Origin of the sequence: Paenibacillus sp. NPDC058174 (assembly GCF_042883865.1) — a bacterium.
Classification (GTDB): domain Bacteria; phylum Bacillota; class Bacilli; order Paenibacillales; family Paenibacillaceae; genus Pristimantibacillus.
On the sequence record NZ_JBHVUY010000003.1, the window covers coordinates 1 to 14,823 of the forward strand.

Below are 14,823 nucleotides of genomic sequence, written 5' to 3' on the forward strand. Positions count from 1 at the left end.
TTTCTTTTGTGTGTCAACCGCGTGTGTCTCAGCGGCGACTCATATAATATATCACGGGTGCCTATAGCATTGCAAGTCTTTTTTTAAAGTTTTTTCATTCTTTTTTAATTCATCTATGTATACTCTCTATACTATAGAAGATCAGTCCATCCCGTCCTGCTAACAGGGTAACATTTATGTGCGGCATTCATCACTCCCTTTCAATATAATTCCCTTAAATCCTGCACTGTTATGGTCAGCTTTGCATTTCCTCTTAATCGTAATTACCCGAACGGTCTAGCCATGAAACACCCACACAATCATAACGCTGTCTAGGTTATGACAACCCCATTGTGAGATAACACAGGATAATACATGTGAATGACCACCGTCATGTAACGCCACCCCGCGTGCTGGGAACTACGCGCGGGGTGAATTAAGAACCATACAATAGCCATGCTGGCATAAACCAGCCAAGCTACTCCTCGTGGTTGACCACCGAAGTATGACCAAGCAACATGCCCTGGGAGACGCGATTACACATTATTATGTTAAAACCCGGTGCCCTACAACAAAACACCCCGCCAGAACGATTTCTGGCGGGGTGAAAGACTTTATCGAAGTACCTCTGTAATATGCAGCTGCCGTTCAATGGATAGATTAATGATTTTCCCATTGACGTTGACCCATGGACGGGTCGGGTGCATCGCATCCGAAAACACAATCTCACCGACACGATCATCGCTCAAGCGGACGATTGTACCGTTATGGAACTGCGTTACCTTCTCAATAAAGACCCGTACATAGGACGGCTCCAGTTTACCGAAGGAATCGCTTTGTATTTGCTCAAGAACAATATACGGCGAAGCTGCCTTCCGGTAAGACTTATTAAGCGTCATCGCGTGAAAGATATCTGCAATGGCAACAATCTTCGCATAAGGATGAATCAGCGAGGAATCCAGTCCCAGCGGATAGCCGCTGCCATCTACACGTTCATGATGCTGCAGAGCGGACAGCTTAACCCCTTCGTTAAGCGCCGTGACATTTTTGAGAAGCTGGTTGCCGTGCAGCGTATGCCGCTGAACCTCTTCTTGCTCTTCGGTTGTAAGCTTAGTAGGCTTCATCAATATCGCACGTTCGATCCGGATATTGCCGATATCATGCAGCAATCCGGCAAGCGCAACTTGCATCCACTCTTTTTGCGGCAGCTTCACCCATTGGGCAATCAGATAAGACGTCATCGCGCACGCAACGCTGTTATGAAGCCAGTAGTCCTCCTCATTAAAGCTGCGCGGCGCAAAGGTCAATACGTTGTAGCTGGGCAATTGCTGAAGCAGCTTCTCAAGCTGCGTCCGAATATCCAGAATCGGAAAAGGAAATCCGGGCGTAAATTGGCTAAATGCCCGCTTCAGCAGCACGACCATTTTCTCGTATTCATCCTGCAGTGGTGATACGGCTGCCTGCTTCGCAGAATTCGGCTCCGGCTGTGAATCTCCCTTAGGTTTGATCGCAGCACCTATAGGCGAATCAACGGTGACTACCGTAACAAGAAATGCCTGCAAAATGTCCAGCTCGCGAGACGTAACGATCTTCCCTTTATGAAACAAAACTCCGCCATGCGGGGTGAGGACATCTTCGCCAAGCTTATCGCCTAACTTCACCTGTGATAATGGTACACTCATCATACCGGTCCCCTCCCCGTATACAATCTGTCGCTATTGGACCGTTTACTCGGCGGAATCGCCATCCGCATCGGTAATCGTTTCTGTTTCGTTCTCAACCGAAGCCTGACCTTGCTGTTCAGCACCTTCGGTTTCGTCGATTTCCTCATCTGTCTCTTCGCTGCGGGCAACACGCGTTACCGTCGCTACCGTATCATCCTCGCGGGTATTAATCAGCTTCACGCCTTGCGTATTGCGGCCCATCGTGGAGATCCCTTCCATGCTCGTACGAATCATCGTACCGAACGCGGTCATAATCATCAGATCCTCATCGTTCAAAACAACCTTCAGACTGACGATTGGCCCGTTCTTGTCAGTAACGTTAAGCGTCTTGATCCCTTTACCGCCACGGTTCTGAATCCGGTACTCGCTCATCGGCGTCCGCTTGCCATAGCCTTTGGACGTAACGATCAGCACGTCGTTGTCGTTCACAACTACATCCATATCGATTACAACGTCGTCGTCGTCGAGCTGGATGCCCTTCACGCCGGTTGCCGAACGTCCCATCGAACGAACGTCATGCTCGGAGAAGCGGATCGACATGCCTTGCGCCGTACCCATTACGATTTCCTGATTGCCGTCAGTAAGCTTAACGCCGATCAGATCATCGTCTTCACGAAGCGAGATCGCGATCAATCCGACTTTGCGGATATTTATATAATCATCGAGCGGTGTTTTCTTCACAACGCCTTGACGGGTAGCAAAGAACAGGTAATGCTCGGCATCGAACTCCTGCACCGGAATAACGGCATTGACCGTCTCACCCTGCTCGATCTGAATCAAATTGATAATCGGCGTGCCGCGTGCGGTCCGGCTGAGATCCGGAATCTCGTACGCTTTCAGCTTGTACACCTTGCCTTTGTTCGTGAAGAACAGCAAGTAGTGATGCGTATTGGATACAAAAAGATGCTCGACGAAGTCGTTCTCCTTCGTATCCATGCCTACTACGCCTTTGCCGCCCCGTTTCTGGCTGCGGTAAGTCGTAACCGGCAGACGCTTGATGTAGCCGCTGTGCGTAACCGAAATAATAACATCCTCGCGCGGAATGAGATCCTCATCCATGATCTCTTCTTCGCTGATTGTAATTTCGGTGCGGCGCTCGTCGCCGAAGCGTTCCTTCAGTTCGGCAAGCTCTTCGCTAATAATGTTCAGCACGAGCTGCTCATCTGCAAGAATCGCTTTGTATTCGGCGATTTTCTTCAGAAGCTCTGCGTACTCGGCTTCGATCTTGTCACGTTCCAAGCCGGTCAGACGCTGCAGACGCATATCGAGAATCGCTTGCGCCTGCTCGTAGCTGAGCGAGAAGCGCTCGATGAGTCCTTCACGGGCAATATCAGCCGTTTGGGACGCCCGAATCAATGCGATAACTTCATCGAGATGATCAAGTGCAATTCGCAAGCCCTCTAGAATATGAGCGCGGGCTTCTGCTTTTTTCAATTCGAATTCCGTACGGCGACGGATAACCTCAATTTGATGCTGCAAATAGTAGTACAGCATTTCCCGCAGGTTGAGTGTCTTTGGCTCGCCGTTTACAAGCGCCAGCATGTTGATGCCGAAGTTGGCCTGCATTTGCGTCTGCTTGTAAAGGTTGTTCAATACGACGCTAGGCGTCACATCGCGGCGAAGCTCGATCACGATACGCATGCCGTTGCGGTCGGATTCATCGCGGAGATCCGTGATTCCGTCGATTTTCTTCTCGCGCACCAGCTCAGCAATCTTTTCTACCAGGCGAGCTTTGTTCACTTGGTAAGGCAGCTCGTATACGATAATACGCGCCTTGTTGCCGTTCTCCTCAATCGTTGCCCTTGCCCGCATCGTAACGGTGCCGCGGCCGGTCAAGTAAGCTTGACGAAGACCATGGCGGCCCATGACGAACCCGGCAGTCGGGAAGTCAGGTCCTTTGACATATTCAATCAGTTCAAGGGGTGTAATATCGGGATTCTCGATCAACGCTTGAATGCCGTCTACGACTTCTCCCAAGTTATGAGGCGGAATGTTCGTCGCCATACCGACTGCGATGCCTGTTACGCCATTCACCATCAGGTTCGGGAACCGCGATGGCAGAACGGCAGGCTCTTTCTCTTCACCGTCATAGTTCGGTATGAAATCAACTGTTTCTTTGTTCAGGTCACGAAGCATTTCCATCGCGATTTTGGACAGACGCGCTTCCGTGTACCGCATTGCTGCAGCCATGTCGCCGTCGACCGAGCCGAAGTTGCCATGCCCGTCAACGAGCATGTAACGCATCGAGAAATCCTGTGCCATCCGTACCATTGCCTCATATACCGAGGAATCACCGTGCGGATGGTACTTGCCGATAACTTCGCCTACGATCCTTGCCGACTTCTTATACGGCTTGTCCGCGGCCATGCCGAGATCCGACATTGCATACAAAATACGGCGATGCACGGGCTTCAAACCATCCCTCACATCGGGCAGAGCGCGGCTTACGATGATACTCATCGCGTAGCTCATAAAGGAATCGCGCATCTCTGTTCCGATTTCACGGTCTTTTATTTGCGAACGTTGTTGTTCTTCCGCCATGTTTTACCTCCCTGACGTCATCTATCTTCCATCCTTAAATCACGATAACCATTATATTACTTTCACAAACCGGGTACTGTTAAACCCTCGCACGCCATATTTCGCATTGCGAAGCGGTCTAGCTCTCTATCAATAACGGCCTATCTTAGCAAATCTTATACTTTTTGATCAAAAAAATAGGTAAATCACAGTTTTCGATAGCTTAATGCTGCCATAAAATAAACAGACCCAACTTCCATTATACCACTCAATCCAAAGTCTGTCTCTGCCTGATTCGCAATAACGTCGCATAAAACGGCCATTTGCCGTCCTCTTGCAGCGTTTCGCAGTTTGCAGATTCACAGGTAATTACGAGAGGAGAAAGCCGCTTGTCCATCCAACGCGTCACTAGCAAATGGGCGAAGACGAATGCACTGTTGAAGCTCGAAGAGATGAAAGAATATATCCCCGAGACGCAGCACTACAGCCGTGAATCTCTGTTCGTCATGCTAGAACAATACCAGATGGTTTATGTAAAGCCTAACAACGGCACTTACGGCAAAGGTGTTATCCGTGTGGAAAAGCTCCCCCCGCCGGAAACTGGCTATAAGTATCAGATTAGCACGACGATCCGCACCATCTCAACCTTCGACCAGCTCTTTTGGAGACTCAAACGGCATACAGTCAAAAAGCGTTACATCGTTCAGCGCGGCATTCATCTTCTGAAGCATCAGGAGCGCCGGTTTGACATCCGGGTTATGGTACAGAAAAACTTGAGCCGCAACTGGGAAGTGACCGGCATTATCGGACGCCTCTCTCATCCGGCCAAAATCGTCACCAACTATCATAGCGGCGGAACGCCCATGTCGTTTGAAAAGCTGATGTCGACGCATAAGAACGGCATTGAGCAGCAGCAATACAGAGAACGTCTGAATACGCTGGGCTTGACTATCGTTCGGACCTTGCAGCAAACCTATCCCCGTATAAAAGAAATCGGCATCGATATCGCCATCGACACCGACTTCCACCCATGGATTCTTGAAGTTAATACTTGCCCGGATCCGTTCATCTTCCGCAAGCTGGCGGATAAAACGATCTTTCGCCGCATTTATCGCTATGCGGTGGGCTACGGCCGGTACCGCCGTAAAAGCACTCGTAAAAAATAGCCGCCCGCAGCCAGCGGACGGCTCTATCAGAAAGGCTTCGCTTCTCTTTCGGGAATAGCGGCGCCTTTTTCGGTTTGTGTTAAATATCCAGGTCTTTAACGTTCTTAGCGAACTCCTGAATGAAATCGCGGCGCGGTTCAACGTTGTCGCCCATCAGCGTGTCGAAAATAACGTCCGCTTCAATTGCGTCTTCGATCGTCACCTGGAGCATCGTACGGCTCTCCGGATCCATCGTCGTCTCCCACAGCTGGGACGCATTCATCTCTCCAAGACCTTTGTACCGTTGGACATTGATCTTGGTGCCTTCGCCAAACTCGGCGATAATGTCATCCCGCTCTCTCTCCGACTGCGCATAACGGATCACCTTGTTGCGCTCAATCTTGAAGAGCGGCGGCTGTGCGATATAGATATAGCCGGCCTCGATGATTTTACGCATGTAGCGGAAGAAGAAAGTCAACATAAGCGTCCGAATATGAGCGCCGTCGACGTCGGCATCGGTCATAATAATGATTTTATGGTACCGCGCCTTGGATAGATCGAAATCGTCGCCAATACCAGTGCCAAGCGCCGTAATAATCGCGCGAATCTCAGCATTGCCCAGAATGCGGTCCAGTCTGGCCCGCTCTACGTTCAGGATTTTGCCCCGCAGCGGCAGGATCGCTTGGAAGTGACGATCCCGGCCTTGCTTAGCCGAACCGCCTGCGGAGTCGCCTTCGACGATATACAGTTCGCTGATCGCTGCATCCTTGGAGGAGCAATCGGCAAGCTTGCCTGGCAAGGAGCTGACTTCAAGCGCACTCTTGCGTCTTGTCAGCTCGCGCGCCTTCCGCGCCGCTTCACGAGCACGGGCAGCCTGCAGGCCTTTCTCGACGATCTTCCGCGATACGGAAGGGTTCTCGTCGAGAAACTCTTGCAGTTTCTCTGCCAATAGCGATTCGACAATACCGCGAACCTCGCTGTTGCCGAGCTTCGTCTTCGTCTGGCCTTCGAACTGCGGCTCAGGGATTTTGACCGAAATAATCGCCGTCAAACCCTCACGCACGTCATCGCCGGAGAAGTTGTTGTCATTGTCTTTGATCAGATTCGTCTTGCGCGCATATTCGTTAATAACACGCGTCAAGGCGCTCTTAAAGCCGGATTCATGCGTGCCGCCTTCATGCGTATTGATATTATTTGCAAAAGAATGAAGGTTCTCGCTGTAGCCATCGTTGTACTGGAGCGCAACCTCCACTTGAATGTGATCCTTCGAGCCTTCCACAAAGATCGGATCTTCGTGCATAGCTTCCTTGTTGCGGTTCAAATATTCGACGAACTCGATGATGCCGCCGTCGTATTTGAACGTATTGCTGACGCCGGTACGCTCATCCGTCAGGACAAGCTCAATGCCTTTATTCAAAAATGCAAGCTCGCGGACGCGAGTCTGCAGCGTTTCATATTCGTAAATCGTCGTATCCGTAAAAATCTCCGGATCCGGCTTAAAGCGTGTCGTCGTTCCAGTATCCGTCGCATCGCCGATTACTTTTACATCGTACTGCGGTGCGCCGCGGCGGTATTCCTGCTGATACATATGACCGTCGCGCTTGATCGTAACGGTAACGTGCTCTGACAGGGCATTCACTACGGATACGCCGACGCCGTGAAGGCCGCCGGATACTTTATAGCCTTCGCCGCCGAATTTGCCGCCTGCGTGCAAGACAGTCATGACGACTTCCAGCGTCGATTTTTTCAGCTTGGCGTTCTCGCCGACAGGAATACCGCGTCCGTTATCGATTACGGTAATGCTGTTGTCCTCATGTATGAAAATTTGAATTTTGTTGCAGTAACCGGCCAGTGCTTCATCGATACTGTTATCGACGACCTCCCAGACCAGATGGTGAAGACCTTTGCCGCTTGTGGAGCCGATGTACATCCCTGGACGTTTCCGTACTGCCTCTAAACCTTCCAGTACCTGTATCTGACTCTCATCGTACGAATTTTGCTGCTGATTTACTGACATTCGTGCTCTACTCTCCTCTCAACTGCTCTTCCTGTTCGCCAAGCCTACACGTCAATACCGGCTTGAAAAGCGGCAATCCCGTTCGGCATTAATCGTTAAGCGTCAGCCATTCGCCGCAAAATGATGGGCTCGTTTCTTCAATGTCGAGGATGATATCGGCGAATAATAGATTTTATTCTTCGTAACGACGATTGATTTCGGCTCTTCCTCGCCAATCGTCTCTACGTCTTTTCGTTTGCGGGCTCCGGCAACGAATTGCTTGGATAGCTTGGAGGATTGCTCTATAGATATATCAAAAATAGCTACCAGCTCGGCAGCCCTGATAATTTTCTCGCCGCCCAAATGGATGTACATATCCTCCGCCTCCCCATGTATGCGCCTAAGTGCGCGTGGCATGACCTGCCCGCACATCATAGATGCCGGCATCCTTCAGCTTGCTAATATTGACGCTCTCCAGTCCCGTCGTGGTAATGAATGTCTGCACTTTGCTTTGAAACGTCTCAATCAACTGCGTCTGGCGGTGCTGGTCCAGCTCGGAGAGCACATCATCCAGAAGAAGCAGCGGATATTCCCCGATTTCCTCGCAAATCAGCTCGATCTCAGCCAATTTCAACGAAAGGGCGGTTGTACGCTGCTGTCCTTGCGAGCCGTATACGGCCGCTTCTTTGCCGTTGATGAAGAAGGCCAGGTCGTCCCGATGCGGTCCGACAAGGGACATGCCTCTCCGAATCTCCTGATCTTTCACTTGTGATAACTTTAACATAAATTGTTCAAATAAAACAGTTTCATCTTCCGATCCGCCGCCGTCAAAGGAAGGGCGGTACTCAATCGTGAGGCGCTCGCCGCCCGCCGTAATGCCCGAATGAATCTGCTCGGCCCAACGCTGCAATTTATGAATAAAGTGTTTCCTTTTTTTCATAATTTTAACACTATGCTCGGCAAGCTGCGCATTCCACACCTCCAGCATCGTCTGCTGCTGCCCGCCCGGGGATGCGGTTTTCAAGAAATTGTTGCGCTGCACAAGCACTTTATTGAATTGCTGCAGCGTATGCAAATAGCCGGGCTGCACTTGGCCGATTTCCATATCGAGAAACCGTCTCCGTACCCCCGGCGTTCCTTTTACAATCTCCAGATCTTCCGGCGCGAACATCACGACATTCAACGAGCCGATAAAGTCGCTGAGCTTCCGCTGCTCCAGACCGTTAATCTTCGCTTTCTTGCCTTGCGTGGAATACATCAAGTCCAGCTTGACAGTTCCGTACCGTTTCTCTACCTCGCCTTGAATACGGGCTGAATCGGCTTCCCAGCCGATCAGCTCCTTATCCTTGGAAGTCCGATGAGACTTGGTTAGCGCAAGGGCGAAGATCGCCTCCAGCAAATTCGTTTTTCCTTGTGCGTTGGGTCCAACGAACAAATTAACCTGGTTGTCCGTTCGAAGCTCCAACTGTCCATAATTGCGGTAATTTTGAAGCTGAATGCTGTTTAGAAACAATTTCGCTCGTCCTCCCGGTTCACTGCCCGCTTACGCTCCAATAACCGTAAAGACGCCACAGCCTTCGACTTCCACACGGTCGCCTACATACAGCTTTCTGCCGCGCCGATTGTCGGCCTCACCGTTAATATGAACTTCATTCTCCTGCAAAAAAAACTTCGCATGCCCGCCTGTTGCTATGCAGTCAGCCAGCTTCAAAAACTGGCCGAGCGTAATATATTCGGTCCGAATGGCGACTTCCTTCATGGCCTGCCACCTTCCTTTCTGTCTCTTTCCATAGCCTTACTTGTACAACGATTAGCCTGTTGTACGGTAAGGAAGAATAACGTACGTGTTGTAAGCATGATCTGTCGGCTTGATGACGATAGGACTCATTGCACCGTTGAAGCCAAGTGAAATATTTTCGCTATCGATGACTTTAAGCACGTCCAGCATATATTTGGAGTTGAACGCGATACGCAGCGGATCTCCTGTAAATTGCGAAGGCTCGAGCTGTTCCGTTACACGGCCAAGCTCTGTGGAGCTCGACGAGATTTCGATCGTGCCGTCTTCAAGCGTCGTAAGACGAACGATATTCGTCTTTTCTTCTCTCGACATCAAATACGCACGGTCGATTGCATCGGTTACTTTTTTCGTATCCAGGACGAGTTCTGTTTTGAACTGCTGCGGAATAATCTTAGAAGTATCGGGATAAGTTCCGTCCAGCATACGAGTATAGAACAATACGTTGCCGATTTTGAACAGCACCTGATTGTCAGCTACGACGATATCGACAAGTCCGTTCTGCTCAGGAATGAGCTTGGACAATTCATTCAGTGTTTTGGCTGCAATAACGACATTGTGGAAACGGTAATCCATTGCCGTCTCCGCGTGAGCGGTACGGCTCGCCAAGCGGTGGCGGTCGGTCGCTACGAATTTGAGCTGCTGTTCATGCAAGCCCCAAAGCACACCTGTCAGAATCGGCGTCTGCTCATTAGTGGAAGCAGCCAGAACTGTCTGGCGGATCATCGATTTCAATAGATCGCCGGGCATTTGGAACAATTCATTTTCCTCAATGGAAGGCAAAATTGGGAATTCCTCAGGATCGAGGCCAACCATTTGAATATCGGTTGATCCGGAACGTATCGACGTTTGGAAGTGAGAGCCAACCTCGATCTCCACATTGTCGGAAGGAAGCTTCTTAACGATTTCCACAAAGAACTTAGCGGGAAGAACGACGTTTCCGGGCTTATCCACATGTGCATTAACGACGCCATCGCGTTCTACCGGAATGAAGCTTTGGATCGAAATATCGGTATCGCTCGCTGTCAGCGTAACGCCTTGATGGGTAACTTCGATTTTGATGCCTCCGAGAATCGGAATAGTCGGTCTTGAGGACGCTGCTTTCGATACTTGTTGAATCGCTTCGTTTAGTTCATGTTTGGAAATCGTTAATTTCATGTCTTCACTCCTAAATCGGGGGATAGGTTGGGTCGATCGCCGTATGCTTCGGACTGGAAGCAACACTTCGTTGTGCGTTTCGGTCCATGTGCCATTCTTGATTCCATATCATTTATTCTTACGAAATTTATGAATAGAATCTTCAAAAAGTCACCTGAACTCGAAACGCTTCACTTTGTGTTTTTTTTAAGGCGAAGCCTAAGGGCGTTTTCGCCCCTTATTGATGTTCTTTTTTATTAAAAAAAATAGTAGTAGAAGCAGTAGGCGGCGTGAATATGTGGATAACCGCCTGGAACACGGATAAAGCAAGCCTATCCACATGTGCATATCGTGTGCATAGGCTTGCTTGGTTGTCCCTATAGACGTGCATAACTTTTACGTATGATTTTTGATCTTCTCCGTAAGGTTCTGCAGTATTTTGTAAAGATCCTGGTCAATCTTCAATTGCTGGGTTATTTTCTCATGCGCATGAATAACCGTCGTATGGTCACGGCCGCCGAATGCTTCGCCGATTTTCGGAAGCGAATAGTCGGTCAGCTCGCGGGAAAGATACATCGCGATTTGCCGCGGATAGGCAACGGCCTTTGTCCGCTTGCGCGCTTTGAAGTCCTCCATGCGCAGGCCGTAGAACTCCCCGACCTTCTGCTGGATGTCGTTCATCGTAATCATTTTCGGCCGGCTTGAAGGAATGATATCTTTAAGCGCTTCCGCAGCCAAATGCGACGAAATATCCTGGTTGATCAGCGACGAATAGGCGACGACGCGAATGAGCGCCCCCTCCAGCTCGCGGATGTTCGTATCAATCTGATTGGCGATGTAGACCATCGCTTCGTTCGGAATGTCGAGGTTTTCGGCTTTCGCCTTTTTACGCAAAATGGCGATCCGCGTCTCCAGGTCAGGCGCCTGAATATCGGTGATCAGCCCCCACTCGAAGCGGGAGCGCAGCCGTTCTTCCAGCGTCGGAATTTCCTTCGGCGTCCGGTCACTGGAGATGACGATTTGCTTCCGCTCCTCGTGCAAGGCGTTGAACGTGTGGAAAAACTCTTCCTGCGTCCCGTCTTTACCGGCGAGAAATTGAATATCGTCAATGAGCAGCACGTCGATGTTCCGGTATTTGTTGCGGAAGCTTTCCCCGCGGTTGTCGCGAATCGCATTAATGAATTCGTTGGTGAATTTCTCGGAAGAAATATACATGATTTTTGTGCTCGGATTATGGTCCATAATATAATGTCCGATCGCATGCATCAGATGGGTTTTGCCAAGTCCAACGCCGCCATACAGAAACAGCGGGTTGTATGCTTTGGCCGGCGCTTCCGCGACGGCAAGCGACGCAGCGTGCGCAAACCGGTTGTTGGCGCCGATGACGAACGTATCGAACGTATATTTGGGATTGAGCATATGGGAATGGGTTTCTTCCTGTATGACAGGCGATTCAACGATTTTCGGAAAAATAGGGGCAACAGCCTCTGGGCTTCTCGCTTCTTCTATAGAGAAACGAACCTCGACCTGCCGGCCTAAAAATTCGAAAAGCGTCGTGCGGATTAATTTAGTGTAACGGCCTTCCAGCCATTCCGCGGCAAAGGTTGTCGGTGCCGTAACTTCCAGCAGAGAGTCATCAACAAAAGAAGCTTTAGTCGCTTTGAACCAAGTATCAAAACTTGGCTTGCTAAGCTTCGTCTGGATGATTGACAACACTTGTTGCCATAAATCATAGGTATGGCTGTCCACAGACGTCACTCCTTATCAAAAATCGCCCATTGGGCGCAGTTAAGCCATAACATGTCGAAATAACCTTTATTAGAACGAATACATCCACAATATGCAGGATCATGAATGGAAGAGTTATAAATAGGGGATTGTTTTGTTCACAATCTTATCCACAGGTTGTTGATAAAAATGGGGATGGAATGATCATATCCACATCGAAAACATATTAATCATAGCAAAAGATGCCTTATATTTCAACGAATTGCGGGATTTTATCCACATATTCAATAGCTTGTGTATAGAAGTTATATACAACACTAGATATTGTTTATATCTTGTTACCATTTCGACAAGGTTCGCCTAAATACCTAAAAAATTATGCACATGTTATTAATTTGATAAGAATTCGGACCTATGCCTGTTTTTTATCCACAATATTTGGCTGGGAAGCATCGGATTGACTTTTCCCCCTTCGCGTGGTTTAATAGAAAAAGCGTATTTTGTGCGAACGGTGATGTTTTCGGACTTGGACGAGGGCTGAATGCCGATCGTGATATACAGGGAATATGTTGTACGGGAGGTGCAGAATAATGAGACCTACATTTAAACCGAATGTTAGCAAACGCAGCAAAGTTCATGGCTTCCGCAAACGGATGGCTTCGAAAAACGGACGTAAAGTTTTGGCGGCGCGTCGTCAAAGAGGAAGAAAAGTTCTTAGCGCATAAGCAGAAGACCACGTCAGGTGGTCTTTTTTTTTGCCCTGATGGCGATACTGCAAAGGATTGGGGCAGAAAATCGGCATTTCAGGGACATTGAACAGCGAATCATTGGTTATGCAGGTGAACCATACAGGCAGGCGGAGGATTGGGAGTCGTGCAAAGAAAACTGCGTCTTAAAAACAGGGCGGACTTTAACCGGATCTATCGCTGGGGCAAGTCGTTTGCGAACGGCCAATTCGTCGTTTACTGGTCCAGGCAGCCGGTGGCTGAACCGTTCCGGCTTGGCGTATCCGCCAGCAAGAAGATCGGCAATGCCGTCGTGCGCAATCGGATGCGCCGCGTTATTAAGGAAATCGTTCGGTTGAATGGCGATAAAATCGTCCCCCATATCGATTTCATTCTAATAGTAAGAAAACCAGCGGTGGACATGGAAACGAAGCAGCTGGAGAAGAGCATTTTGCATGTGCTGAAAAAGGCGGGTTTATTGCGTAAGGAAGAGCGGTTTCATTGAAGCCGGACAAGGAAAGAGCACTGTTTCTTTGTCCTATAAATTATGGTATAGTTTAAAAGATCAGAAAGTGTAGGCTTGGGCAAGTTGTGGGCCTGCAATTTTTTTGGTGAACGCATTGGCCTTCAGAGAGGAGATTTCATGTTGGTTCGGAAAGTTAACCGCAAATGGCTAATAGTTCTCGGCCTCGTGCTTATGGTTGTACTGCTCGCTGGATGCGGCGGTCAAATCAATCAGACGACAAGCACGGAAGATTTGCAGCACGGGAACTTCTGGCAAAAGAATGTTGTGTACTATTTTGCGCTGACCCTTGATACGTTCGCGGATTGGTTCCATGGCTCATACGGTCTGGCCATTCTGTTGATTACGATAATTGTAAGGACAGCCATCTTGCCACTAACGCTGAAGCAGTATCGCAGCTCCAAAGCGATGCAGGCTCTGCAGCCGCAAATGGCCGAAATCAAGAAAAAGTACAAGGATAATCCGCAGAAGCAGCAGGAAGAAACCATGAAGCTGTTCCAACAGCACAAGGTGAATCCGATGGCAGGCTGTTTGCCGCTTATCGTGCAGATGCCGGTGTTCATCGCGCTGTATAATGCAATTTATATGAACCAAGAGGTTCGCACGCATGAATTTTTGGGCTTGGAGCTCGGGGAGCCGGGACCATGGTACATACTTCCGCTGATCGCGGCGGCAACGACCTTTATCCAATCCAAAATGATGCAAAAACAACAAACACAGACGATGCCGGGCATGGGCATGATGCTGGCGATTTTCCCGGTGCTGATCTTTGTAATGGCACTGAATTTCCCGTCGGCTTTGCCGTTGTACTGGATCTACTCTAACATCTACACAATTGTTCAAAACTACTTCCTGTACGTTCGTTCATCTGACAAGGGTAAGGAGGCCCTCGCGAAATGAAGAAAATCGTAGCATCAGGGAAAACGATTGAAGATGCGGTACGTAGCGGTCTGGCACAATGGAATGTAACCGAGGAACGTGTGAAGGTATCGGTCCTGGAGCATCCTGCAAAAGGGTTGTTCGGGTTAGGACTGATTGGCGTGAAAGAAGCGAAAGTCGAACTGGAGCTTATACCTGATCCAACGAATGAGGCCGAGCAGTTTCTTCTTGAAGTGGCAAGTGCGATGGGACTATCGGTCACCGTTGAACGGAAACAAACGAGAGAAGGAACGCTGCTGTCCATTTCGGGCGGCGGCGATCTCGGCATGCTGATTGGACGCCGCGGGCAGACGCTCGATGCGTTGCAGTACCTGGTTAATATTGTTGCAAATCGTTACTCCGATTCCCATCTGAGAATCGTACTTGATGCTGAGGATTTTCGCGAGCGGCGCCGCAAGACGCTGGAGGAATTGTCGGAGAGGCTGGCTGGCAGAGTGATCCGCACGAGGAAAGAGGTTGTGCTGGAGCCGATGTCGCCGCATGAGCGGAAGGTGATTCATTCGCAATTGCAAAACCATCCGAGGGTGAAAACCTACAGCAAGGGCGATGAGCCGAACCGGCGCGTCGTCATTGCCTTGAGAGAAAAGAGCAGTATAGCTGAATGACATCGAT

The 14,823-nt window shown here is 49.5% G+C and carries 13 protein-coding genes; 5 read left to right on the top strand and 8 right to left on the bottom strand.

Annotation, left to right across the window (positions count from 1 at the left end):
- Nucleotides 1-593: 593 nt before the first annotated feature.
- Both ACFVVF_RS16260 and gyrA read right to left on the bottom strand, forming a co-directional pair.
- Entirely contained in the window at nucleotides 594-1,664 is a 1,071-nt protein-coding gene (locus tag ACFVVF_RS16260; protein WP_387811538.1) for an HD-GYP domain-containing protein, read from the bottom strand.
- A gap of 42 nt (nucleotides 1,665-1,706) precedes the next feature.
- A complete protein-coding gene (gene gyrA / locus ACFVVF_RS16265; RefSeq protein WP_387811541.1) occupies nucleotides 1,707-4,244 on the bottom strand; it encodes a DNA gyrase subunit A in 2,538 nt (845 codons plus the stop codon).
- Nucleotides 4,245-4,612: 368 nt separating this feature from the next.
- Here gyrA and ACFVVF_RS16270 point away from each other — a divergent pair, with 368 nt between their 5' ends.
- On the top strand, nucleotides 4,613-5,389 hold the full coding sequence (locus ACFVVF_RS16270; protein WP_387811544.1) for a YheC/YheD family protein: 777 nt from the start codon (nucleotides 4,613-4,615) through the stop codon (nucleotides 5,387-5,389).
- A 79-nt stretch (nucleotides 5,390-5,468) separates the two neighbouring features.
- Here the strand turns inward: ACFVVF_RS16270 and gyrB are convergent, their stop codons facing one another.
- From gyrB to dnaA, 6 genes are all read right to left on the bottom strand, one after another.
- The gene (gene gyrB / locus ACFVVF_RS16275; RefSeq protein WP_387811547.1) at nucleotides 5,469-7,385 is read right to left on the bottom strand and encodes a DNA topoisomerase (ATP-hydrolyzing) subunit B; all 1,917 of its coding nucleotides are present in this window, start codon (nucleotides 7,383-7,385) and stop codon (nucleotides 5,469-5,471) included.
- A 102-nt stretch (nucleotides 7,386-7,487) separates the two neighbouring features.
- On the bottom strand, nucleotides 7,488-7,739 hold the full coding sequence (remB, locus tag ACFVVF_RS16280) for an extracellular matrix regulator RemB (RefSeq protein WP_042169874.1): 252 nt from the start codon (nucleotides 7,737-7,739) through the stop codon (nucleotides 7,488-7,490).
- 25 nt (nucleotides 7,740-7,764) lie between these two features.
- The gene (recF, locus tag ACFVVF_RS16285; protein WP_387811550.1) at nucleotides 7,765-8,877 is read right to left on the bottom strand and encodes a DNA replication/repair protein RecF; all 1,113 of its coding nucleotides are present in this window, start codon (nucleotides 8,875-8,877) and stop codon (nucleotides 7,765-7,767) included.
- Nucleotides 8,878-8,907: 30 nt separating this feature from the next.
- Entirely contained in the window at nucleotides 8,908-9,123 is a 216-nt protein-coding gene (gene yaaA, locus ACFVVF_RS16290) for a S4 domain-containing protein YaaA (protein WP_042169866.1), read from the bottom strand.
- Between the two features lie 51 nt (nucleotides 9,124-9,174).
- Nucleotides 9,175-10,317 carry a DNA polymerase III subunit beta gene (dnaN, locus tag ACFVVF_RS16295; protein WP_387811554.1) on the bottom strand — a complete coding sequence of 381 codons (1,143 nt, stop codon included), beginning with the start codon at nucleotides 10,315-10,317 and terminating at the stop codon, nucleotides 9,175-9,177.
- A gap of 375 nt (nucleotides 10,318-10,692) precedes the next feature.
- On the bottom strand, nucleotides 10,693-12,045 hold the full coding sequence (gene dnaA / locus ACFVVF_RS16300) for a chromosomal replication initiator protein DnaA (RefSeq protein ID WP_387811557.1): 1,353 nt from the start codon (nucleotides 12,043-12,045) through the stop codon (nucleotides 10,693-10,695).
- Between the two features lie 569 nt (nucleotides 12,046-12,614).
- On the opposite strand from dnaA, the gene rpmH reads away from it, so the two are divergent.
- The 4 genes from rpmH (at nucleotide 12,615) to jag (ending at nucleotide 14,816) form a co-directional block, all read left to right on the top strand.
- Nucleotides 12,615-12,749 carry a 50S ribosomal protein L34 gene (gene rpmH, locus ACFVVF_RS16305; RefSeq protein ID WP_387811560.1) on the top strand — a complete coding sequence of 45 codons (135 nt, stop codon included), beginning with the start codon at nucleotides 12,615-12,617 and terminating at the stop codon, nucleotides 12,747-12,749.
- 148 nt (nucleotides 12,750-12,897) lie between these two features.
- On the top strand, nucleotides 12,898-13,254 hold the full coding sequence (gene rnpA, locus ACFVVF_RS16310) for a ribonuclease P protein component (RefSeq protein WP_042169855.1): 357 nt from the start codon (nucleotides 12,898-12,900) through the stop codon (nucleotides 13,252-13,254).
- A gap of 138 nt (nucleotides 13,255-13,392) precedes the next feature.
- On the top strand, nucleotides 13,393-14,172 hold the full coding sequence (locus ACFVVF_RS16315) for a YidC/Oxa1 family membrane protein insertase (protein ID WP_387811564.1): 780 nt from the start codon (nucleotides 13,393-13,395) through the stop codon (nucleotides 14,170-14,172).
- On the top strand, nucleotides 14,169-14,816 hold the full coding sequence (jag, locus tag ACFVVF_RS16320) for an RNA-binding cell elongation regulator Jag/EloR (protein WP_387811567.1): 648 nt from the start codon (nucleotides 14,169-14,171) through the stop codon (nucleotides 14,814-14,816). The genes ACFVVF_RS16315 and jag overlap by 4 nt, the downstream gene beginning before the upstream one ends.
- Nucleotides 14,817-14,823 lie beyond the last annotated feature (7 nt).

Coding starts and splice junctions, on each gene's coding strand:
- jag (WP_387811567.1), top strand. CDS start 14,169: ATGAAGAAAATCGTAGCATCAGGGAAAACGATTGAAGATGCGGTACGT.
- gyrB (WP_387811547.1), bottom strand. CDS start 7,385: ATGTCAGTAAATCAGCAGCAAAATTCGTACGATGAGAGTCAGATACAG.
- remB (WP_042169874.1), bottom strand. CDS start 7,739: ATGTACATCCATTTGGGCGGCGAGAAAATTATCAGGGCTGCCGAGCTG.
- ACFVVF_RS16260 (WP_387811538.1), bottom strand. CDS start 1,664: ATGATGAGTGTACCATTATCACAGGTGAAGTTAGGCGATAAGCTTGGC.
- yaaA (WP_042169866.1), bottom strand. CDS start 9,123: ATGAAGGAAGTCGCCATTCGGACCGAATATATTACGCTCGGCCAGTTT.
- rpmH (WP_387811560.1), top strand. CDS start 12,615: ATGAGACCTACATTTAAACCGAATGTTAGCAAACGCAGCAAAGTTCAT.
- dnaN (WP_387811554.1), bottom strand. CDS start 10,317: ATGAAATTAACGATTTCCAAACATGAACTAAACGAAGCGATTCAACAA.
- gyrA (WP_387811541.1), bottom strand. CDS start 4,244: ATGGCGGAAGAACAACAACGTTCGCAAATAAAAGACCGTGAAATCGGA.
- ACFVVF_RS16315 (WP_387811564.1), top strand. CDS start 13,393: ATGTTGGTTCGGAAAGTTAACCGCAAATGGCTAATAGTTCTCGGCCTC.